The sequence below is a fragment of the Hyphomonas sp. genome, from assembly GCF_016125515.1.
Classification (GTDB): Bacteria; Pseudomonadota; Alphaproteobacteria; order Caulobacterales; family Hyphomonadaceae; genus Hyphomonas.
On sequence record NZ_WGLO01000010.1, the window covers coordinates 117,770 to 139,831 of the forward strand.

At 62.9% G+C, this 22,062-nt stretch carries 21 protein-coding genes and 1 pseudogene; 8 read left to right on the forward strand and 14 right to left on the reverse strand.

Translation table 11 applies throughout. From position 1 onward, the window contains the following. Window positions 1-13 precede the first annotated feature (13 nt). Window positions 14-448 (reverse strand): DUF6491 family protein, encoded by a 435-nt coding sequence (locus GC148_RS09750; RefSeq protein WP_291070523.1) that lies wholly within the window; start codon window positions 446-448, stop codon window positions 14-16. A 136-nt stretch (window positions 449-584) separates the two neighbouring features. Here GC148_RS09750 and gatA point away from each other — a divergent pair, with 136 nt between their 5' ends. Genes gatA through GC148_RS09765 form a run of 3 tightly spaced genes read left to right on the forward strand, consistent with a single transcriptional unit; the run spans window position 585 to window position 2,831 of the window. After that, window positions 585-2,057: an Asp-tRNA(Asn)/Glu-tRNA(Gln) amidotransferase subunit GatA gene (gene gatA / locus GC148_RS09755; protein WP_291070524.1), complete on the forward strand. Its 1,473-nt coding sequence runs from the start codon at window positions 585-587 to the stop codon at window positions 2,055-2,057. A gap of 10 nt (window positions 2,058-2,067) precedes the next feature. Beyond that, window positions 2,068-2,361, forward strand: a complete 294-nt coding sequence (locus GC148_RS09760) for a hypothetical protein (protein WP_291070526.1) — start codon at window positions 2,068-2,070, stop codon at window positions 2,359-2,361. Further along, window positions 2,358-2,831, forward strand: coding sequence for a hypothetical protein (locus GC148_RS09765; protein WP_291070527.1), 474 nt, complete (start codon window positions 2,358-2,360; stop codon window positions 2,829-2,831). Before GC148_RS09760 ends, GC148_RS09765 begins: the two co-directional genes overlap by 4 nt. Here GC148_RS09765 and GC148_RS09770 read toward each other — a convergent pair. Further along, the gene (locus GC148_RS09770) at window positions 2,800-3,177 is read right to left on the reverse strand and encodes a hypothetical protein (protein ID WP_291070528.1); all 378 of its coding nucleotides are present in this window, start codon (window positions 3,175-3,177) and stop codon (window positions 2,800-2,802) included. The two genes, GC148_RS09765 and GC148_RS09770, sit on opposite strands and share 32 nt — an antisense overlap. Window positions 3,178-3,348: 171 nt before the next feature. Between GC148_RS09770 and gatB the strand changes: the two genes are divergently transcribed. Next, a complete protein-coding gene (gatB, locus tag GC148_RS09775; protein WP_291070529.1) occupies window positions 3,349-4,857 on the forward strand; it encodes an Asp-tRNA(Asn)/Glu-tRNA(Gln) amidotransferase subunit GatB in 1,509 nt (502 codons plus the stop codon). A gap of 63 nt (window positions 4,858-4,920) precedes the next feature. Here gatB and GC148_RS09780 read toward each other — a convergent pair whose 3' ends face one another. From GC148_RS09780 to GC148_RS09800, 5 genes are read right to left on the reverse strand one after another with little or no spacing between them, the layout of a single operon-like run. Beyond that, complete coding sequence (locus tag GC148_RS09780) at window positions 4,921-5,355, reverse strand: HIT family protein (protein ID WP_291070531.1); 435 nt, start codon at window positions 5,353-5,355, stop codon at window positions 4,921-4,923. After that, a complete protein-coding gene (locus GC148_RS09785; protein WP_291070533.1) occupies window positions 5,352-6,515 on the reverse strand; it encodes a GNAT family N-acetyltransferase in 1,164 nt (387 codons plus the stop codon). The genes GC148_RS09780 and GC148_RS09785 overlap by 4 nt, the downstream gene beginning before the upstream one ends. 9 nt (window positions 6,516-6,524) lie before the next feature. Continuing rightward, the gene (locus tag GC148_RS09790) at window positions 6,525-7,247 is read right to left on the reverse strand and encodes a glycerophosphodiester phosphodiesterase family protein (RefSeq protein ID WP_291070534.1); all 723 of its coding nucleotides are present in this window, start codon (window positions 7,245-7,247) and stop codon (window positions 6,525-6,527) included. A gap of 3 nt (window positions 7,248-7,250) precedes the next feature. Continuing rightward, entirely contained in the window at window positions 7,251-7,709 is a 459-nt protein-coding gene (locus GC148_RS09795; protein WP_291070536.1) for a RidA family protein, read from the reverse strand. Between the two features lie 55 nt (window positions 7,710-7,764). Further along, complete coding sequence (locus GC148_RS09800) at window positions 7,765-9,039, reverse strand: DNA polymerase IV (RefSeq protein WP_291070537.1); 1,275 nt, start codon at window positions 9,037-9,039, stop codon at window positions 7,765-7,767. Window positions 9,040-9,175: 136 nt separating this feature from the next. Between GC148_RS09800 and GC148_RS09805 the strand changes: the two genes are divergently transcribed. From GC148_RS09805 to GC148_RS09815, 3 genes are read left to right on the forward strand one after another with little or no spacing between them, the layout of a single operon-like run. Next, window positions 9,176-9,565: a response regulator gene (locus tag GC148_RS09805; protein ID WP_291070539.1), complete on the forward strand. Its 390-nt coding sequence runs from the start codon at window positions 9,176-9,178 to the stop codon at window positions 9,563-9,565. Next, on the forward strand, window positions 9,562-10,929 hold the full coding sequence (locus tag GC148_RS09810) for a PleD family two-component system response regulator (protein ID WP_291070541.1): 1,368 nt from the start codon (window positions 9,562-9,564) through the stop codon (window positions 10,927-10,929). The genes GC148_RS09805 and GC148_RS09810 overlap by 4 nt, the downstream gene beginning before the upstream one ends. Window positions 10,930-10,965: 36 nt before the next feature. After that, the gene (locus GC148_RS09815; protein ID WP_291070542.1) at window positions 10,966-12,204 is read left to right on the forward strand and encodes an MFS transporter; all 1,239 of its coding nucleotides are present in this window, start codon (window positions 10,966-10,968) and stop codon (window positions 12,202-12,204) included. Between the two features lie 60 nt (window positions 12,205-12,264). On the opposite strand, the gene rpmG is transcribed toward GC148_RS09815, so the two are convergent. Then, a complete protein-coding gene (rpmG, locus tag GC148_RS09820) occupies window positions 12,265-12,432 on the reverse strand; it encodes a 50S ribosomal protein L33 (protein WP_291044473.1) in 168 nt (55 codons plus the stop codon). Window positions 12,433-12,744: 312 nt separating this feature from the next. Here rpmG and GC148_RS09830 point away from each other — a divergent pair. Then, window positions 12,745-13,169, forward strand: a pseudogene (locus GC148_RS09830) (RidA family protein). Window positions 13,170-13,174: 5 nt separating this feature from the next. On the opposite strand, the gene GC148_RS09835 reads toward GC148_RS09830, so the two are convergent. The 6 genes from GC148_RS09835 to GC148_RS09860 all read right to left on the reverse strand — a co-directional run bounded on the left by GC148_RS09835 (window position 13,175) and on the right by GC148_RS09860 (window position 22,022). Then, window positions 13,175-13,891, reverse strand: coding sequence for an NUDIX domain-containing protein (locus GC148_RS09835; protein ID WP_291070547.1), 717 nt, complete (start codon window positions 13,889-13,891; stop codon window positions 13,175-13,177). Window positions 13,892-13,959: 68 nt separating this feature from the next. Beyond that, window positions 13,960-16,263: a ribonuclease R gene (gene rnr, locus GC148_RS09840; protein ID WP_291070548.1), complete on the reverse strand. Its 2,304-nt coding sequence runs from the start codon at window positions 16,261-16,263 to the stop codon at window positions 13,960-13,962. A gap of 57 nt (window positions 16,264-16,320) precedes the next feature. Further along, complete coding sequence (locus tag GC148_RS09845) at window positions 16,321-17,004, reverse strand: M23 family metallopeptidase (RefSeq protein WP_291070550.1); 684 nt, start codon at window positions 17,002-17,004, stop codon at window positions 16,321-16,323. Between the two features lie 94 nt (window positions 17,005-17,098). Next, the gene (gene topA / locus GC148_RS09850; RefSeq protein ID WP_291070551.1) at window positions 17,099-19,699 is read right to left on the reverse strand and encodes a type I DNA topoisomerase; all 2,601 of its coding nucleotides are present in this window, start codon (window positions 19,697-19,699) and stop codon (window positions 17,099-17,101) included. Between the two features lie 68 nt (window positions 19,700-19,767). After that, window positions 19,768-20,880: an LptF/LptG family permease gene (locus GC148_RS09855; protein ID WP_291070552.1), complete on the reverse strand. Its 1,113-nt coding sequence runs from the start codon at window positions 20,878-20,880 to the stop codon at window positions 19,768-19,770. After that, a complete protein-coding gene (locus GC148_RS09860) occupies window positions 20,880-22,022 on the reverse strand; it encodes an LptF/LptG family permease (protein WP_291070554.1) in 1,143 nt (380 codons plus the stop codon). Before GC148_RS09860 ends, GC148_RS09855 begins: the two co-directional genes overlap by 1 nt. Window positions 22,023-22,062: the final 40 nt, after the last annotated feature.

Here is a 22,062-nt window from a genome sequence, read left to right on the forward strand (position 1 = left end):
GCCATCCGGGTGATCAGGGATTTTGTGCGTCCGGTTCAGCGGTCTCCGCGGGCTTCTCGGCCTTGCGGTCCCAATTGTAGATGCTGCGGATCATGCAGCGCTTTGAGCCGAAGCTGCCGCCAAATGCTTCGGCCACGATGATCGAGTCGCCCGGCGTCAGGCAGCCGGTGGTATCGTCCAGCGCGATCGACTGGGCATTCTCCAGATCGAAGCATGTGCCGGTCACTTCGACCATGTAGCGCTTGTTGCCATCATGCAGCAGCACCGTATCGCGGTCGTTCATGCTGAAACCGTCGATGTTCGACGTGAAGCAGATCTTGTTGGTTTCCTCGCCGAGCCGCGGATCGCCCGCGTATTTCTCGATGCCTTTCTTGGTCGGTTCGCCCGGTGCGGACGCGCACCCGCCGAGGGCAATGGCGGCACAGGCGGCCAGGATGAGGTTTTTCATGGCAGAAAGCTCCTGAATGGGCTGGCTTTGTGCTTTGCACAGTGCGCCCGGCGGGGCGCAGCCGCAAGCCGCTCACAGAAACTTGAACTTTTGCGGCAGCGGGGCTAGCAGGCGACGTCCACGATAGGGAAATCCCATGACCGACCTGACCGCCCTGACCCTCGCCGAAGCGCTGGACGGATTGGACTCGAAGCAATTTTCGTCGGTCGAGCTGACCGAAGCCTTTAACGCGGCCATCGAGAAGGCCCGCGTGCTGAACGCCTATGTCGTCGAAACGCCTGAAAAGGCGCTGGATATGGCGAAAGCCTCCGACGCGCGCCGCGCCAAGGGCAAGGCCGGCAAGCTCGATGGCGCGCCGCTCGGCATCAAGGACCTCTATTGCACCAAGGGCGTGCGCACGACGGCGTGCAGCGGCATTCTTGGCGAATTCACCCCGACTTACGAATCCACGGTCACTCAGAATTTGTGGGACGAAGGCGCCGTCATGCTCGGCAAGCTCAACATGGACGAATTCGCAATGGGTTCGTCGAACGAGACGTCGCATTTCGGCAACGTGATCAACCCCTGGCGCCGCAAGGGCGACAACCAGAGCCTGACCCCTGGCGGTTCGTCGGGCGGATCGGCTTCATCGGTCGCTGCCAACCTCTGCCTTGCCGCAACGGCGTCGGACACTGGCGGTTCGATCCGCCAGCCCGCTTCGTTTACGGGCACGGTGGGCATCAAGCCCACCTATGGCCGCGCCAGCCGCTACGGCATGGTGGCGTTCGCCTCATCGCTCGATCAGGCAGGCCCGATCAGCAAGACGGTCGAAGACAGCGCCATCCTGCTCGAAGTGATGTGCAGCCACGATCCGAAGGATTCGACCTCGCTGAACATCAAGACGCCGGACTGGCGAAAGGATGTGCGCAGGGGCGTGAAGGGCATGAAGATTGGCATTCCGAAGGAATACCGTATCGAGGGCCTCTCCGACGAGATCGACGCGCTCTGGCAGCAGGGCATCAAGTGGCTGAAGGAAGCCGGCGCAGAGATCGTCGACATTTCCCTTCCGCACACGAAGTATGCCCTGCCGGCCTATTACATCGTTGCGCCCGCCGAAGCTTCGTCCAACCTTGCCCGCTATGACGGCATGCGTTATGGCGCGCGCGTCGAAGGCAGGGACTTGACGCAGACCTACGAGGGCACGCGCGCCTCCGGCTTCGGCAAGGAAGTCCAGCGCCGCCTGATGATCGGTACGTATGTACTTTCGTCAGGCTATTACGACGCCTACTACCTGCGCGCCCAGAAGGTCCGCACCAAGATCTTCCAGGATTTCGTCGATGCCTTCGAAAAGTGCGACGCGATCCTGACGCCGGCCTGTCCGTCGCCTGCCTTTGCCTTCGGCGAGAAGTCCGGCGATCCGGTCGAGATGTACCTCAACGACGTGTTCACCGTGACGGCAAACCTTGCGGGCCTTCCGGGCATTGCAGTGCCGGCGGGCCTCTCGGCCAGCGGACTGCCGCTCGGTCTGCAGGTCATCGGCAAGGCGCTCGACGAGAGCGCCTGCTTCCGCGTCGGCGGCGCTCTGGAAGACGCAGCCGGCTTCGTGGCCAAACCGGAGAAGTGGTGGTAGTTTCCGCCGCATGAGCCGTTGGCTGCGCATCGGATTCGGACTGGTCCTGGTCGTCTTGGCGATCGGTCTCTATCTTGCGCCGCAGTTCACCTACACCAACGAAACGCAAGGCGAGTCCCTCGTCTTCGTCCCGCTCGGCCTGCTTGTCGGGATTGCCGTCATCGGTGTGATCATTGCAGCAACGGGCGTGTTCGATATTGATGGTGCCGAGGACCGGCTGAAAGCTGAGTTTGACGCCATTCCCTATGCCAACCGACCGCAGGACGGCGACGGAACTGCTGGCCCCAAGGAGACTCAGGAATGACACGCTATCTGATCTTGTTCGTGCTGCTCACGGCCATCGGCCTTGTGCTGATGGGGGCCGTGCTGTCGCAGTATGGCTACAGCCTGTTCGATCCTGAAATGCGCATCATGGTAGGCGTGGCCGTCGCTGTGGCGGCCTATGTTGCCTGGCGCGTTTCAACGATCCTGAAGAACCGCGAGAACGATCTCAGCGAGCGCCCCGCGCCCGGCGGTGCGGGCCAGGGCAAGCTGGCCGCCCTGTTCTCCGGCCGGACCAAGGTGCACAGTGCTCGCGAGGCGGAGTTGGCCGCGCGCCGCCGCAAGCTGATCGACGAAGGCAAGCTGGAGCCGGAGGAAGCCCCTCCGCCTCCGCCGCTTCCGGTGGCTGAAGGCGAAAAGCCCACGCGCGTCGCCGCCGATGCGTCGATCAAGGAAAAGATGGCCGCCCGCGCCGAGCGCGTCAGGCGGGCGAAGGAGCAAGGGAAGCTGTAAACGGGCGCTGCGGTGCGCGCGGCGCAGGCGTCACTGCGGCCTTCGTGCCGCCGTCCGGTTCGTCATCATCGCCTTCGTCTTCCGGCGCCGACCGGTCCGTGATCCGCGACAGGTGGATGCCCGCGCCGATCAGCCCCCCGATGGGCCCGAACTGCAAGATGGCCGCCGCCATGAAGACCACAGGCACGTGCAGGTCGAGCTTCGCAAAGATCAGGAACAGGGCGACCAGCACCGCGCTGCCGAGGGCGAAACCGGCGCCGATGCCCACCACGATATGCTTCAGGAATCCGCGCGCGATGGCGCGTTCATCGTCCTTGGCGGCGTCGAGGATCATCTTGAACAGCATGGCTGGCCGGGCTCCTGTGCGCAACGGTCACATGTTGCGCCGCTTCCGGCAAAAGAAAAGCCCGCCGAGCGCCCTGCAGCAGCGACATATCGCGGTGCCACGCGGCTCGACAGGGGCGGGGGCTGGGGGCTAGAAGGGGCCGAGTCTGAACAGGTTTGATCGAGAGTACCGATGTCTGAACGCCCCACCTTCCGCATCAAAGGCGAAACCGGCGACTGGGAAGTCGTCATGGGTCTGGAAATCCATGCCCAGGTCGCCTCGAATGCGAAGTTGTTCTCCGGCGCCTCGACCGCGTTCGGCGCCGATCCGAACTGCAACGTCTCGCTCGTGGACGCGGCGATGCCGGGCATGCTGCCGGTGATCAACAAGTTCTGCGTGGAGCAGGCGATCCGCACCGGGCTCGGCCTGAAGGCGCAGATCAACACATACAGCCGCTTTGACCGAAAGAACTATTTCTATCCGGATCTGCCGCAGGGCTATCAGATCAGCCAGTTCGCCCACCCGATTGTCGGCGAAGGCGAAATCGAGGTCGACGTCGAAGTGCCCGGCAAGGAGGGCTATTCCTTCCCTTGCCGTATCGAACGCCTGCACCTCGAACAAGACGCCGGCAAGTCGATCCACGACATGGACCCGAACTCGACCTATGTGGACCTTAACCGCTCCGGTGTGGCCCTCATGGAAATCGTCTCCAAGCCCGACGTGCGCTCGCCCGCCGAGGCCGCTGCCTATGTGAAGAAGCTGCGCGCCATCGTCATCGCGCTTGGCACCTGCGACGGCGATATGGAGAAGGGCAATCTGCGCGCCGACGTGAACGTGTCTGTCTGCAAGCCCGGCGCTTACGAGAAATTCCGCGAAACGGGGGATTTCAGTCATCTCGGCACGCGCTGCGAGCTCAAGAACATGAACTCGTACCGCTTCATCCAGCAGGCTATCGAATACGAAGCGCGCCGCCAGATCGAGATCATCGAAAGCGGCGGAACGGTTGATCAGGAAACGCGGCTGTATGATCCGGTGAAGGGCGAGACACGGTCTATGCGGTCCAAGGAGGATGCGCACGACTACCGCTATTTCCCGGATCCCGATCTCCTGCCGCTCGAATTCGAACAGGCCTGGATCGAGGAAATCCGCAAGTCGCTGCCCGAGCTGCCGGACCAGAAGCGTGCGCGCTTCGAGAAGGACTATGGCTTGTCGCGCTATGACGCGGGCGTGCTCACTTCGGATGCCGACAAGGCCGAGTATTTCGAGATTGTCGCCAAGGGCCGCGATGCAAAGCTCGCCGCCAACTGGGTCACGCAGGAACTCTTCGGCTACCTCAACAAAGAAGGCCTGGAACTGTCGCAAAGTCCCGTCTCGGCGGTGTCGCTCGGTGGTCTGATCGCGCTCATCTCTGACGACACGATCAGCGGCAAGATTGCCAAGGACGTCTTCGTTCGGATGATTGCGGGCGAAGGCGAGGCGGCGGCGATCGTCGAGAAGCATGGCCTGAAACAAGTCACCGACACCGGCGCCATCGAGAAGGTGGTTGACGAGATCATCGCGGCGAACCCCGAACAGGTCGTCAAGGTGAAGGACAAGCCGCAGACGCTCGGCTGGTTCGTGGGTCAGGTGATGAAGGCTTCGGGCGGCAAGGCCAACCCGAAAGCGGTCAACGACATCCTGAAGGCGAAGCTGGGCCTGTAGGTCGCTTTTGGAAAGAGCCCCACCCTTTCTGCTTGCGGGGAGGGTGAGGCTTCTGAAACCGCGCTAGAACGAAGCCCGGATTTTCGCAGCAATCGGCTCCAGGTCTGCGGCGCTCTTCATTCCGCCGCTTGCATGGGCGCCGACTTTCACACCGTCAAAGATCGGCAGGATGTGGAAGTGAAGGTGATAGACGGTCTGTCCAGCCGGGGCGCCATTGAATTGCATCACGCGCAGACCGTCCGGCTTGAGGGTTGCTTCTACCGCGCGGGCGACCTTTTGAACACGGAGCATGTAGTCGCCCAGCTTGTTCTCCGGCATGTCCAGAAAATTGCGTGCCGCCACGTCTTTCGGAATCACCAGCGTATGCCCTTCGACCTGCGGGAAGACATCCATGAAGGCGAGCGCCACATCGTCTTCGAACACTTTCACGCTCGGCATCTCGCCGCGCAGGATCTTGTTGAAAATGTTTGATGGGTCGTAGGAAGCGTGAAGGGTCATGATTCTTTCCTGAACGGTGTTCGGTCTTTTAGGTAGATAAAATCTGCATCGACGGCGGCGCGTTCCCGCTCCAGATATTCGGCGACGGCGTCGCGGAAGCCGGGGTGTGAGATCCAGTGCGCGGAATAGGTGAGCACCGGGGCATAGCCCCGGGCGAGCTTGTGCCCGCCTTGCGCGCCGGCTTCGACGGTCTTGAGGCCGTGGGCGATGGCAAAGTCTATCGCTTGATAGTAGCACGTCTCGAAGTGCAGCATGGGGCGCGGGTCGGTGCAGCCCCAATAGCGGCCATAGAGCGTTTCAGAACCGATCAGGTTCATCGCGCCGGCAATCGCCGTGTCGCCGTCATAGACGAAGACGAACAACAGGTCCTTGGCCATCCGTTCCCGGAGCAAAGAGAAACTGGCGCGCGTGAGATAGGGCGAGCCCCATTTGCGGCTTCCTGTATCCATATAGAAGTCGAAGAACCGGTCGAGATGATCTTCGGTGATCTCATCGCCGGTGATGTGGCGGAATTCGAGCCCGTCCTGCGCCTTCGCCCGCTCCTTGCGCAGGTTCTTGCGCTTGTCGGAGGAGAGGGTGGCGAGAAAATCGTCGAAGGATGCGTAGCCGTTGTTCTGCCAGTGGAATTGCTGGTCTGTGCGGACCAGCAAGCCGGCGGCTTCCAGCGCGGCCGTTTCGGACGCCTCGATGAAGTTGATGTGCATCGAGGAAACATCCGTCTCCATCGCCACATGGAAGGCGCCTTGTAGCAGCGCCGCCTTGTACATCTCCGCATCCGGTCCGGGCGCGACCAGAAGCCGCCGCCCGGTGACAGGCGTGAAGGGCACGGCGGAGAGCAGCTTGGGATAATAGGCGCCGCCTGCACGCTCCCAGGCTTCGGCCCAGGACTGGTCGAACACGAACTCGCCCCGCGAATGGCTCTTGAACCACATCGGCATGGCGGCGCGCAGGCGTCCGCCCGGTTCGTGCACGAGAATATGGCTGCCGCGCCAGCCGGTGCGCGGCGTGGCGGCGCCAGAGCGCTCCATCGCTTCAAGGAATTCCCAGGTCAGGAACGGATCGTAGGGCAGGCCCGGCGGGTTTGCGACCGCGTTCCAGGCGACCGGGTCCACGGCCGCGAAGGTGTTGATCTGGCTGATGCGAGGATTGACGGCGTCCATGCCCTGAACTTAGGGCGCCGCAAGCGCCGGGTCGATATGCTCGAAGATGATTGCTGGATTGTAAGGCCGCGCAGCCGCCAGATCGGCCTCGCTGCGCACGGTCCAGACCACGAATGGCAGGCCGGCCGCATCGGCCAGCGCAGCCGCCCGCGCCGTATCGGTGTAGTGGACCGCAAGATAATTGATCTCGTCGCGGATGGCGTTTTGGACGGTCTCATCGAACCGCGCCTCGCCCGCATGCACCACCGGCAGCACCAGCTGCCCGCGCATGATTGTCGAGGGCAGGGCGCGCACGGCTTCTTCCGAAAAGCTCATCGCAGCAGCGGGGCCGCGCCAGCCCGCCAGACGGTCTGCGATGGTTCGCGCGAATAGGGCCGGATCGGTCGTGCCGTCGATTTTCATCTCGCAGAGCAACGGCAGGTCGTCCGGCCAGACGTCCAGCAGATCGTCAAAGGTGGGGATCGGCTCATCGCCGCCATTGATCCGCATGGTCTTCAGCCGGTCCGCGCCGAAGGTTTCAAACACGCCGCTCTCGGTCGTCATCCGGTCGAGCAGCGAGTCGTGGAAGATCATCGCCGTTCCGTCTGAGGCGGGCCGCAGGTCGAACTCGATGCCCAGCCCGGCCTTTGCCGCCGCCCTGAAACCCGCGAGCGAATTCTCGGGCGGTCCGTCCTTCAGCCAGAGGCCGCGGTGGGCATAGGCATAGGCCTTGAGGTCGAACGCGGTCGCCATGGCTCAGCCGATCTCGAACACGCCGTCCACTTCGACGGCCACGCCCAGAGGCAGCGTGGGGCAGGCGACGGCCGAGCGGGCATGCTTGCCGGCCTCGCCGAACACTTCGACCATCAGGTCCGAACAGCCATTCACGACCTGCGGAATATCCACAAAGGACGGTGCGCAGTTCACGAAGCCGCCAAGCTTCACGACCCGTTTGATGCGCGACAGCTCGCCAACGGCGGCCTTGCACTGCGCGATCAGGTTGATGCCGCAGATACGGGCGGCATGCTGGCCAGCCGAAAGCTCCATGTCATCGCCGAGACGGCCGAGAATGCGGCCCTCGGGCGTCGCGCTGACCTGGCCGGAGACGTAGAGCAGATCACCCGTGATCACGTAGGGCACATAGGTCGCGACAGGCTTCATCGGCGCGGGCAGCACAATGCCGAGGGCGTCGAGTTTTGCTTCGGGGGTGGGCATGGGCAGGCTCCGTGATCTGTTTCGCGCACCGTCCTAGCCTGCGCGGCCCCGCAAGTCAGCCCTTGTCCTTGCGCGCCATCTTCGCCGCGCGCCCGGTGATCACAGCGTCCCGTCCGAACTTCGCGCGCGCTTTGTCCGAGGCGCGTTCGGCAGCGGCGCGTTTGGCGACTTTCGGATCGATCAGGTCAACGCCGTCGGCCTTGTAGGCGGAGAGGCCGGACAGGCCGACGCCGATCAGCCGGTACCGGACTTTTCCGTTGGCCTCCTTGGCCAGCAACGGCCGCGCGGTGCGGAACACTTCCTGCGCCAGCTGGGTCGGTTCGTGGAGCGAGATCCGGCGCGTGACCTGTTTGAAATCGGAGGTCTTCAGTTTCAGCGTCACGACCACGCCGACAACGCCTTCGGCCTTGGCCCGGTCGGCGGTTTTTACGCTGAGGCGCCAGAGATGATCCTCGAGTACGGAGAGGTCGCTGGTGTCTTCGAAGAAGGTTGTCTCGCTGGAAACCGACTTGCGTTCGTCATGCGCGCTGACAGGCCGATTGTCGCGGCCATGGGCGCATCGCTTCAGCCAGTCTCCGGTTTCGCCATAGCGTCGGATCAGGTCCTTGAGCTCCGCACGCTGAAGATCGGAAATGACGTGAAACCCGTCACGGTTCAGGGACTCGGCGAACTTGGGTCCAACGCCATGCAGGAAGCCGACTGGCTTGTCGGCGAGAAAGTCCTCCGCATCTTCCGGCGCCAGCACGGCAAAGCCGCGGGGCTTGTCGAGCTCGCTGGCCGTCTTGGCCAGGAACTTGTTGGCCGACAGTCCGATGGAAACGGTGACACCCACCTGTTGCTCGACGTCGATGGCCAGCCGCGCCAGGCTGGCGGCCGGCGGCACGCCATGCAGGCGCTCGGTGCCGGAGAGGTCGAGATACGCCTCGTCGATCGATACCGGCTGTACGAGCGGGGTGAGCTCGTCCATCCGCGCACGGATGGCGCGGCCCGCCTCATGGTACTTGCGGAAATCGGGCGGTACCACCACTGCCTCGGGGCAGAGCTTCAGCGCCTTGAACATCGGCATGGCCGAACGCACCCCATACAGCCGGGCCATATAGCAGCAGGTCGTCACCACGCCCCTCGTGCCCCCGCCGACGATCAGCGGTTTGTCCCGCAACGCCGGATTGTCCCGTTGCTCGACCGCTGCGTAGAAGGCATCGCAATCGACATGTGCGATGGCCAGCGAATCGAGTCTTGGGTGGCTGACCACACGCAGACGGCCACAGGTCGGGCAGCGCTCGAAATCCTCTGTCTTTACAGCGAGACAATCGCGGCAGAGGGTTGTCATTGCTCGGTTTTCCCGCCCTTTTGATGAATTGCCGCAAACGTGCCGCCGGTCCGGCATAAATGCGTGTTAACTTTTGACAGTATAACTGAAAATCAGCGGTCGGTATCCGCGCGAATCGTCAGCAAACTCGAGTATCATGTCCAAAGATCGTTCCAGAACAGTGTTGGTGGTTGAGGACAATGAACTCAACATGCGCCTGTTTTGCGACCTGTTGGGCGCCTATGGCTTCAAGACCTTCCAGTGCCGCGACGGCGCCAAGGCCGTGGAAATCGCCCGTAAGGAGCTGCCCGACCTCATCATCATGGACATCCAGCTGCCGGAAGTGTCGGGGCTCGACATCACCCGCTGGCTGAAGGACGACAAGAAAGTCGCGCACATCCCCGTCCTCGCAGTGACCGCCTTTGCGATGCGTACGGACGAACAGCGTGTGCGTGAAGCGGGCTGCGAAGGCTATCTTTCAAAGCCCATCCAGATCGCCTCCTTTATCCGGGCGGTGGAAGCGCTGATGCCGAAAGAGGCGGCATGAGCGCACGGATCCTGGTTGTCGATGATATCGAAGCGAACCGGCGGCTCCTGCAGGCCAAGCTGGAAGCGCAGTATCATTCTGTACTTCTTGCGAGCAGCGGTCCGCAGGCCATCGAGATCGCCAATGCGCATGATCCAGAGATCATCCTGCTGGACGTGATGATGCCAGGTATGGACGGCTACGAAGTTTGCCGCCGCCTCAAGGCAAATCCGGCGACCAGCCACATTCCCGTTGTCATGGTCACGGCGCTTAGCGATGCGGAAGACCGGGTGCGCGGCCTTGATGCGGGTGCGGAGGATTTTCTCACCAAACCTGTCGATGACTTCCTGCTGAATTCGCGCGTCAGCACGTTGATGCGTTACAATGCTGTCACGTCCGAGCTTCGCAAGCGCGAGGCGAGCGGGCTCAAGACCGGCGCGGTCGAAGCGGCGTTGGTTGATGAAGCGACTGTTTCAGCCCGGGTCTTTCTGATCGACGACAATCCGCGCAGCTCGTCCCGGATCGCGGGGATGCTGCGCGAACAGGGCCACCGGGTGATGACGCTTCTGGAATCGGGAAGCATGGGCGATCTCGCCAAGGAGCGCACCGATGTGCTGCTCATCTCCCTTTTGAGCACCTCTTTCGATCCGCTGAAACTGTGCGCCCACTTCAAGACCAGTGAAGTGACGCGCGCCGTATCCATTCTTCTCATCTGCGATCCGCTTGAGCGAGCGAAGGCGGTCAAGGGCCTCGAGATCGGCGCCAGCGACGTGATCATGGCCCCGATCGACAAACAGGAGTTGCTTGCCCGCGTGCGCACACAGACGCGCCGCACACGCTATGTCGAGATCCTGCGCGAGCGGGTCGACCGCGGCCTGGAGCTCTCGGTGATCGACCAGCTCACGGGCCTTTATAACCGCCGCTACATGAACAACCAGCTGCAGCAGTTCATGCATCGCGCGGTGATCGGCAACAAGCCCTTGTCGGTGATGATGCTCGACATCGATCATTTCAAGCACATCAACGACACCTATGGTCACCAGGCTGGTGACGAGGTGTTGCAGGAAATCGCCGAACGCCTGCGCCAGAACGTGCGTCCGATGGACGTCGTCTGTCGGCCGGGCGGCGAGGAGTTCCTTGTTATCCTGCCGGACACATCGGGCGATCTGGCCTGCGCGGCGGCAGAGCGTGTGCGCCGCGCGGTTGCTGCGGGCACGTTCAGCGTGCTCGGCGATTCGCGTCATGTATCAGTCACCATCAGCGCCGGCGTCTCCAGCCTGAACGGGGTGGACGACACGATGGCCGAACTGATGGGCCGTGCTGACAGCGCGCTCTATCAGGCCAAGTCCGCCGGTCGCAACCGAGTTGAAAGCATCGCGGCCTGATTGACAGGCCCGCCGCCGCGCGCGACAGCGGGCGCCATGTCAAACCGTTTCGCGGCCTTCCGGCACTCGTCCTATAGCCGGTATTTCCTGTCCCGGTTCCTGACATCCTTTTCGGCACAGATCGTTTCGGTCTCTGTCGCGTGGCAGATGTACGACGAGACGCGCAATCCGGCCCTGCTCGGTTGGATCGGCCTGGTGCAGTTCCTGCCGGCGCTGCTGCTCGTCGTGGTCACCGGCAACGCGGCCGACCGGCTGGGCCGGCGGCTGGTCATGGGCTGCGGCGCGCTCGTGATGATGAGTTGTGCGGCCAGCATCCTCTTCCTCGTCCTCAACCAGCGGTTCGAGCCTACACTCGTGCTCGCCATTCTCACGCTGTTCGGAACGGCCCGCGCCTTTTACGGCCCGGCGGCGACCAGTCTCGCGGTCAATCTCGTGCCGCGCGAAGATTTCGCCAATGCGGTGGGTTGGATCACGTCGTCCTGGCAGCTCGCCAGCATCGCGGGGCCGGTTGTCGGCTCGCTGCTCTACGGGCTCGCGCCTCAGGCCGCCTATGGCACTGCCACGAGCCTCTTCGTGCTCGCCGCTGCCCTGATCTTCTCGATCCCGAAACCAGCCCAGAAGATCAACCGCGAGCCGCCCACGCTGTCCAGTATTCTCGGCGGCTTTCGTTATATCTGGCGGGAAAAGGTTGTTCTCGGCGCGGTCTCGCTCGACCTGTTTGCGGTTCTGCTCGGCGGCGCGGTCGCGCTCATGCCGGTCTATGCCCGTGACATCCTGCAAGTCGGGGAGCTTGGTCTTGGACTGCTGCGCGCGGCGCCCGGCGTCGGCGCAATCATCGGGATCGCCCTGATCACGGCCTTTCCGATCCGCGATCATGCGGGCTGGATCCTGATCGTTTCGGTCATCTTCTTCGGGCTCGCGACCGCCGTATTCGGCCTGTCAACGCTCGCTTGGTTGTCCATCCTGGCCCTGATGTGCGTCGGCGGGTTCGACATGGTCTCAGTTTATGTGCGCGAGATAATCCTTCAGCTCTGGACGCCGGATGACGTGCGGGGCCGGGTGAATGCTGTGAATTCGATCTTTGTCGGCGCCTCCAACGAACTCGGCGAGACGCGGGCGGGCTTCATGGCGGCCGCAATCGGGCCCGTGGCGACCGTGGTGCTGGGGGGATTCGCGGCAATGGGTGTCGCAGCGGCCTCATTGGCTATTTTCCCCCGCCTGCGGGATATCCGGCACCTGAACGAGGATCAGGACGCGAAGACCCGGATCACGTGAACGGAAAAACCCGCGCCTTGCGTGCGCGGGTTTCTCTAAATTCCTAAAAGGAACAAAATCTTACTTGATCTTGCCTTCTTTGAAATCGACGTGCTTTTTCGCGACCGGGTCGTATTTCCGCTTCACCATTTTCTCGGTCATGGTGCGCGGGTTTTTCTTCGTCACGTAGAAAAAGCCGGTATCTGCCGTCGAATTCAGGCGGATCTTGATGGTGGCGGGTTTTGCCATGGGACGGCTCGCTTGGGCTAAGGGTGTATCTCGAAAGGGCGCTTATTGGCGGGGCAGACCGGCAAAGTCAAGCCATTCGCCTGCACGATCGCGCATGTTCCGATTTGCGCTGTCCAGAGCCGGGGCAGGGGCGTACGAAGGACGTTAACGCTGGAGGATGCCAGCGCGGAGGAAACGACCATGAACACGAGACCCAACACATTGGCGGCGCTGGCCTGTCTGTCGCTCGCAGCGCTATCTGGCTGCGCGAGCCTGCAGAGCCCGAGCCCGAAAATGCATGATCCGGAAATGCACGAAGCTCACATGGCTGAGATGATCGCAAAGATGCAGCATGCACGAACAATGGCGGAAGCACCCCAGTTTTTCGAGCTGCGTCCGGCAGTCGAACAAGCCTACGGCTACACCCATGCATTAAAAACGGCGCCGACCTCAAGATCTCCGGCGCGGTGAGCATGGATGATGCGGGAAATCCCACAGCGGTTGGCGACCTGGACCAGCAGATGAAGAATGCTTATGCCGACCTTGGAAAGGTGCTCGCCCACTATGGCTACACGTTCGATGACGTTGTGGTCGAAAACGTTTTCACCACCGACATGGCGAAATTTCTAGAAGTCTCCGGTTATCGTAGCACAATCTATCCCAACCGTTTTCCGACCGGGAGCTGGCTTGAGGTCAAGGGTCTGGCGCTGCCCGAGTTCATGATCGAGATCGAACTCGAAGCGCACAAGGCCGAATAGGCTGGCTAAAGCCGGTCCGTCTGATGCCCGGTTCTGGTCCAGCGCAGGAAGGGCGGGCTGAGCGGTGCACTGGGCTTTTCCAGGCGTTCGCCGATTTCGCCCAGCATGAACCGCGTGACCGACGGCAGGTCGAGCTTCATGGCATCGGCCAGCGTTACCCATTGCAGGTCTGACAGCTCCGCCCCGTCGACCGGTGGCCGTTCATCGATCAGGGCGAGTTCGGCTTCCGCCATGAAGAAACGCGCATCGAACCGCCGTGGCCGGTACGGCGGCGTCACCGCCCGGCCGATGAACACAAGCGGCGAGAGGTCCGGCGCCACATCCAGCGCATGGAACTCTTCCCAGCCGGCAGGGCCGGCCGCCGGCATCTCGGCGGATCGCCCGACGATCAGCCCGGTCTCCTCGAACGTCTCGCGGATCGCGGTCAGCGCGAAGGCACGCGGATTACGCCGCGACTGGATGCGCAACTTTGCCTCCACCTCGGGGCGCAGCTCGTCCCAGGCGATGGCTTTTCCGTCATGCGGATCCACGCGCCCGCCCGGGAATACATACTTGTCGGGCATGAACGCGCTGCCGCCGGCGCGCTTGCCCATCAACACGCGCGGCTGCGCGCCATCGCGGCGAACGAGGATCAGGGTTGCGGCGTCGCGTGGCCGGGGGCTGCGCCCACCGGAGATCAGCACGTCGCCGTCTTCTTCTTTATCGAATGCTTTCTTCAACATGGATGGCATCTTTGGTGCCAAAACCACGAAAGCAAGACGTCAGTGAAGGTGACGTTGCGTGAAGCCTGCTATTTCCGGCGCTTCTTCTTCGTGGCTCCCGGCGGCAGGGACCGCTTGTCGAATTTCGGCTTGCCGCGCCGGGGCGGGCCCTGGCCGCCGCCACCACCACCGCCACGGTAACCGCGCGATCCACCCGACTCGCGGGTGAGCGCCTTGCGGGCTTCCAGCCGACCTTTGGGGGCGGGCAGGGGTTCAGACAACATTTCCAGCAGCAGTCCACCCTGAAGGGGGGTCACCTCCAGCAGCCGCACACGGACGATCTGCCCAAGCGAGAAGGTCTTGCCCGACCCGCGCGCATACACCGCCATCGCGGCGGCATCGTGCACCCAGTATTCGTCCGACAGCGACGAGATCGGCACGAAGCCATCCGCGCCCGACCCCGCCAGCGCAACGAAAAGCCCCGCCGGTGTGACGCCGGTGATCCGGCCTTCGAATTCCGCGCCGACACGGTCGGCCAGGAAGATCGCGAGATATCGATCTGTGGCGTCCCGCTCGGCGGTCATCGACCGGCGCTCGGTTGTGGAGATGTGCTCGGCAATCTCTTCCAGCCGCGCGGCAGAGCGTTCCGACAGACCGTCCGGTCCAAAGCCATGCGCCGAGATCAGCGCGCGGTGCACCACGAGATCCGCATACCGCCGGATCGGTGAAGTGAAGTGCGAGTAGCGCTCAAGGTTCAGGCCGAAATGGCCGAGGTTCTCTTCTGAATAGATTGCCTGCGCTTGCGAACGCAGCACCATCTGCTGGATCATGCCCTCATAGTCGCCCCCGCGGATTTCTGCGAGCAACTTGTTGAACTTGTGCGTCTGCGGACGTTCCCCGATGCCCCATTTCAAGTCCAGCGTCTGCAGGAAATCCGCAAACGCCGCGATCTTCGCATCCGATGGTGTGTCGTGCACGCGGTACATGACAGGGCTCTGCTTCTGTTCCAGCGTTTCGGCGGCGGCCACGTTGGCCTGGATCATGAACTCCTCGATCAGCCGGTGCGCTTCTAGGCGCTCCTTCGTCAGGATGCCGACGATCTCGCCCTTGTCGTCGAACTGGATACGCCGCTCGGGCAGGTCCAGATCTAGCGGGCTGCGCTTGTCGCGGGCGCGGGAAACGGCGGCATAGGCGCCCCAAAGTGGTTTCAGTACATTGTCCAGTAGCTCGCCGGCCTTGCCGCCCGGCTTGCCGTCGATGGCAGCCTGCGCCTCTTCGTAGGCCAGTTTCGCCGCTGAGCGCATCGTGGCGCGCAGGAAGCGGTGGCTCTTTTTGTGCCCGTCCTTGGCGAAGATCATTTCCACCGCAAGGCAGGGGCGCAGCTCGCCTTCCTTCAGCGAGCACGCGTCTGCCGACAGTTCAAACGGCAGCATCGGCACCACACGGTCCGGGAAATAAGTCGAATTGCCCCGCTTTTCGGCTTCCTTGTCGAGCGCGGAGCCTTCGGTCACGTAGGCCGACACATCAGCAATCGCTACGATGACCTTCCAGCCATCGTCCAGTTCCTCTGCGTACACGGCATCGTCATGGTCGCGCGCGTCGTGCGGATCGATGGTGATCAGAGGCACACGGGTCAGGTCGGTGCGTTGCACATCTGCCGGCTGTTTCGTCTTTGCCTCTTCGATCACCGCATCGGGGAACTCGTAGGGAATGTCGTTGGCGTGGATCGCGATCAGGCTGGCCGAGCGGGCATCCGTGATGTGTCCGATCACCTCGGTGATCACTCCGAGCGCTGGGCCATATTGGCGGCGCCCTTGCGGCTTTGGAATGGCCACCACGAGGTCGCCATCCTTCGCGCCCTTGCGATCCGCTTCCTGGATCAGGAATTCGCGCCGCTCCTTTCGGCTCGCCGGTGTCACCCGCCCGCCATGCGGCGTCTTGTTGTACAGCCCGACGATCTTGTCGGCGACGCGCTTCTCCAGCAGCGTCACCACATAGGCGCGCCACTCGCCATCATTGCGCCCTGCAATCTTGCACATCGCCCGGTCGCCCTTGGCCGGCGCTCGGCTGCGGCTCTTGCCCGACGGGCCGCCATAGACCAGCTCGGGCCCGAACAGGCCATTGTCGCCGACGCACTGGCCGATCAGGTCGCCGTCGCGGGTGACGCGGGTGAATTCCACAAGGCCGGTCGGGGGCGGGCGGTCAGCCTGCGCAAAGCTGCGCTTGCCGGTCCGCTCAAGGAGGCCCTCGCGTTCCAGCTCTTCCAGAACCTCGCGCAGGATTGCGCGTTCGCGCCCCTTCACCTTCAGCCCCTTGGCTATGTCGGCTTTGGAGGTGGCGGCGGGGTTTTCCTTCAGGAAATCAAGGACGGTCTGTCGGTCTGGAAAGCTCATGACCGGGCATATAGGCGAGTTCGCGCCGGAATGCTTGGGGTTTTTCTGGAGTTGGCCTCAGCTCTTTGCCTTTGCGCTCGCCGCAGGCAACTTCATCGGATCGACGGGCGTCAGCGCGAAGGAGCCGGCTTGTGAGCCCCATTCCCCGGTCAGCACTTCAAAGTGCAGATGGTTGGCGACATTGTATTTCGAGGTGTGGCCCATATGGCCGATCACGTCGCCCGGTTTCACCATGGCGCCTTGAGCAAGGCCGGTGGTGAAATCCTTGAGGTGAGCATAGCGCGTGAAAACGCCGTCACCATGGTCGATCACCAGCATGTTGCCGAAATCGTCCCGGTACGTCTTTTCCCGCACCACGCCGGCTGCGGCGGCATAGATGTCGACCGCATCGGGGCTGTAGAAGTCGATACCCTTGTGGTTGCCGAAGCTGCGCGCGCCGAATCCGGATGAGAAGCACGCGGCCTGCACCGGCGCGGTCGCCAGCGTCACCTTGCCGTTGACCTGGACGAAGGGGCTAAAAGCGGTGATCATCAGGTCTGCGTCCGTGGCCGGACGGTTCGCGACCGTCATGCCCGGGCAGACAGACATTGTCAGCGGAAACACGTTCCCGACCGGTGCAGGCTCGGGGACGGAAACCGGCGCCTCGGCTGGGGTCGGCTTCACCGCCTGTGTCGTCGCACAGGCCGCCGCAATGAAGGCGACCGCAACCGTTAGCGCGTGATAGGGCTTGAACGTCAGCATGGCGGGCCTTTTGAGAGACAGGCCCTAACGTAGCGTGAAGATTGCAAGCGGACAATCCGTCCGCGCGCTTACAAGCCTGTCATGTGGCTGGTCCTCAGGCTTCGGACGGCTTCTTGGCAGCGGCTTTCTTCTTTGCAGGGGCTTTCTTGGCCGCTGGCTTCTTGGCGGCTGCCTTTTTCGGCGCGGCTTTCTTCTTGCCGGTGCCGGACCCGGCCTTGGCGTTCACCAGCTCCAGCGCCGCTTCCAGGTTCACCGTCTCCGGCGCCATGTCCTTGGGCAATGTCGCGTTGACCTTGCCCCACTTCACATACGGACCATAGCGCCCAGCGAACACTTCCACCGGCCCGCCGTCCGGGTGTTCACCAAGGCTTTTCAGCGCCGCCACACCGCCGCGTCCGCCGCCCGCCGCCGCCTTCGCGCGCTTCTCGGCGATCAGGTCCACAGCGCGGTTGATCCCGATCGAGAACACCTCGGTCGGGTCCTTGAGGTTCGCGTAGGTCTTGCCATGTTGAACATACGGGCCGAACCGGCCGAAGTTCGCGAGGATCATCTCGCCATCTTCCGGGTGCGGACCGATCTCGCGCGGCAGGCTCAGCAGCTCCACCGCCCGCGCCAGCGTCAGCGTGTCCGGGCTGTCCTGCTTGCCTAGGCTCGCGCGTTTCGGCTTGTCGCCATTTTCCATCTCGACATACGGCCCGAACCGGCCGGACTTCAAGAGGATCATCACGCCCTTCTCAGGGTGAATACCGATCTCGTTGCCATCCGGGTTGATCGCGGCGCTGTCGCCGCCCTCGGACGAGAATTGCCGGGTGTACTTGCACTCCGGATGACGTGAGCAGCCGACAAAAGCGCCGAACTTGCCGAGCTTCATCGACAGTTCGCCTTCCTTGCACAGCGGGCAGAGGCGCGGGGTCTCGATCGGATTGCCATCGGCATCCTTGCGCGGGAACACGTGCGCGCCGAGGGTTTCATTGAGCGCATCGAGCACTGCTGAAACGCGCAGGTCCTTCGTGCCGTCGATATCGGCGGCAAACTGTCTCCAGAACTCGGCCAGGAATTCCTTCCAGTTCAGTTTGCCGTCCGAAATGACGTCCAGCTTCTCTTCGAGACCGGCGGTGAAATCGTATTCCACATAGCGCGCGAAGAAGTTTTCCAGGAACGCCGTGACCAGGCGTCCCTTGTCCTCCGGCACCAGCGCCTTGCCGTCGAGCCGGACATAGCCGCGGTCTTCCAGCGTCGACATGGTCGATGCATAGGTCGACGGGCGGCCGATGCCGAGCTCTTCGAGCCGCTTCACCAGCGATGCTTCGGTATAGCGCGGCGGCGGGGTCGTGAAAGACTGGTTGGCTTCGGCCTTCATAAGATCCGCATGCTGACCTTCCGCCATCTTCGGCAGCCGGCCTTCGGCGTCGTCATCATCCTCCCCGGCATCATGGCCTTCGGTGTAGAGCTTGATGTAGCCGTCGAAAACCAGCACCTGGCCGGTCGCGCGCAGAGCGGCGCGCTTGTCCTTCGACGCAAGGTCGATGGTCGTGCGCTCGAACAGCGCTGTCTCCATCTGCGAGGCCACTGCGCGGCGCCAGATCAGCGTGTAGAGTTTCTTCAGGTCGCCGTCGCCGTGATACTCTTCCGGACGAAGGTTGAAGTCAGTCGGGCGAACCGCCTCGTGCGCTTCCTGCGCGTTCTTCGCTTTGGAGGAATATCGCCGCGTGTTTTCCGGCAAGTAGCGCGCACCATAGTTCGACTGGATCATCTGGCGGGCGGCGGCATAAGCCTCTTCGGCCATGTTTACGCCGTCGGTACGCATGTAGGTGATGCGGCCTTCTTCGTAGAGTTTCTGCGCCGCCTGCATCGTCCGCTTCGCGCCGAAGCCCAGCTTGCGGCTGGCTTCCTGCTGCAGCGTCGATGTGATGAATGGCGGCGGCGGGTTGCGCTTCACCGGCTTCGCCTCGACGCTCGACACCGAATAGCCGCCGGTCTTGACGATCTCCAGCGCGCGGTCTGCGTCGCCCTTGTTGCCAAGGGTGAATTTTTTTAGGGTCTCGCCGTCGAGGCTGTAGAGGCGCGCCGTGAAGGCGGTGCCATCGGGCGCGCGCAGCTCGCACTCGATGTTCCAGTATTCCTGCGGGCGGAACATCTCGATTTCGTTCTCGCGGTCGCAGACGATCCGCAGCGCCACCGACTGCACACGCCCCGCCGAACGCGAGCCCGGCAGCTTGCGCCACAGCACGGGCGAAAGATTGAAGCCCACCAGATAGTCCAGCGCCCGGCGGGCGAGGTAGGCGTCCACCAGTTCGGCATCGATCTGGCGTGGGTTTTCCATCGCGGTCGTCACCGCGTTCTTGGTGATCGCGTTGAACACCACGCGCTCGACCGGGGTATCCTTCTTGAGGGCCCGGCGCTTCTTCAGCGCCTCGACAAGGTGCCAGCTGATGGCCTCGCCTTCGCGATCCGGGTCAGTCGCCAGGATGAGCGTGTCGGCGTCCTTCAGGGCGTTGGCGATATCGGAAATGCGCTTTGCAGATTTCGAATCCGCTTCCCACACCATCTCGAAGTCATTGTCGGGATCGACCGATCCGTTCTTCGAGGGAAGGTCCCGGATATGCCCATAGGACGCGAGGACTTTATAGTCCTTCCCCAGGTACTTGTTGATCGTTTTGGCCTTGGCGGGCGACTCTACGACGACAAGTTTCATGCGGTTTCCCTCTTTAAGGGCGGCAGGAATGGTCCGGGCGGGGAGGCCATGTCAAGGCCGTCGCAGAGTCAGCCGTCTTCTCGGTAGGCAATGAAGGCCAGGGCGGCGAACAGCACGAACAGGGGGGGCGACCAGGCTGCAATCGGCGGCGGGGCCGCGCCTGTGGCTCCAAGACTGGCCGAAAATTGGGTGAAGAAATAGAGGCCTACAGCGGCCAGAACGCCGGTGGCTAGAAGTCGCGATGTGCCCCCCAGTCGTTGCAGTCTCAGGCACGCGAGCGCCCCGATCAGTGACATGGCGATGAACAGGATGGGCGTCGCGGTGAGGGCATACCAGCGCATCGTGTAGCGCGAGGCATCGAGCCCGGCATTGCGCGTTTCGTGGATAAAGCCAGGCAGGGCCCAGAAGCCGATCGTGTTGGGCGAGGCGAACTTATCCAGCAGTGTTACGGCGTCCAGCGTGGTCGGAATCGCCAGGTTCTCCTTCCGCTCGGGCGGTTGGTTCGGCAGGTTCTCGACCAGGTTCTCGAACTGCCAGAACCCGTCATTCAGCGTCGCACGTTCGGCATCGATGCGGCGGACGAAGGCAAAGTCGCTGGTCGGCCTGCGGCCGACATAGAGGCGCTGTTCCTCGATCAGCTTCACGTCGAGCAGCGTCCGGCCGGCATCCTCGACCTTGCGGGCATGGATCACGAACTGGCTCGTATCGTCGCCCTGACGCAGCCAGATGCCGGTATCCGCCACAGCCAGAGTTTCCTGCCCGATCTGCAACAGGCGGGCGCGTTCAAATTCGAAAGATTGGGTCAGGCGCGCCGCAAATGGGTTTAGTACGAGCGCCGAAAACAGCCCCAATCCTCCTGCAAGCACCATCACGGGCGTCAGGAATCGCCAGGCCGATAGGCCGCTCGCTCGAATGATCGACAGCTCCGAGCGCCGGTTCAGCTGCATGAAAGCCAGCATGCAGGCCGCCAGCAGCGCAAAGGGCAGGGTCTGCTCTATCAGCAGTGGCAGTTTCATCAGTGACAGGCGCAGGGCGCTGAGCAGGCTGAGGCTGACATCGCCGCCGACTGTGCGCAGCTGTTCCACCACGTCGATCAGCAGGATCGCCAGCACCAGCAGGCCGAGCACGATGGCCAGGCCGGATAGACATTGCTTCAGGATGTAGATCTGGATGCGCGACATCAGGCGAGCGCCTCACGTCGGGAGTCGATTAGGCTGCCGCCCGGTGTCGAGCGTCCGCCGATATGGCGCCCTCGCCTGAAATAGATCCAGGACAGCGCGCTGATGACCCCAAGCGGCACCGCCCATTGGGCTATGTTCAAGACCGGGTCATCCGCCGCCGCCGATTGCAGAGCCAGCTGCACCACCAGCACCAACGCTGCGGCACCGGTCGCATAGCCGATCCGGCGGCCATAGCCTTGCCGGCTGAAATCCCCACCAAGGATCGCAAGAATGGCCAGCAGTGCCATCACGATGTTCAGCAGCGGTGTCGTCAGGCGGGCGTTGGCTTCCGCCATGAACGAGTCGGCTTCCTTGTTTTCAAAGTAGTTCTTCCGGTCCACGAACACGAGTTCGTAGAGATATTTGTCGGACGCCTTCAGGATCAGCTCGGAATCTTCCTTCATGAACTCGGTCAGGTCGAACATGTACTGGTCGAATTCGAGGATCGACAACTGCTGGTTCGAGTCCAGTTGCTGGCTGAGGGCGTCGCGCAGCAGCAGCGTGGGTTTGCCCTCGACGCTGACCAGCGCGGCACTGCGCGCCAGGATGTCTGTCGGGTAGTCCGGATCGGTCATGTCCGAGATCAGGACGCCGCGCAGCTCGCCGCCTACCTGTTCGCGGGCATAGAAAGTCAGGCGCTCCCCATTCGTGGTGAACTGGCCGGGCCGGATCAGCGCCGCCGCAAGGTCCGCGCGTGCCATCGCCACCGCTTCGCGCATCGTGCGCTGCGCCGCCGGCTGGACCCAAAGGTTCACGCCCAGGTGCAGCACGGCGCACATCACCGCCAGGCGCATGATCGGCGAGGCGACCTGCCAACGCGTCATCCCGGCGGCCTGCGCCACCACAATCTCGGAATCCTTGTGGATACGGTTCAGCGACCAGACCGCGCCAACGAAGATGGCCAGCGGCGTCAGCAGCGCCACGACCTGCGGCGAGCCAAGCATAACAATATAGAAGTAGGTCAGCGCGGACTGCCGGTTCTCAAGGATCAGGTCTGTGCGTGACAGGCCTTGGGCCAGCAGCGCCATCATGACGAGACCGCCGACGATGATTACCACCGCCTGCAGTACCTGACGGAAGAGATGGGCCTGGATTTTGGTCATGTCCGGATGGGTGCGACACTCTATCGTGTAAAAAACAGGC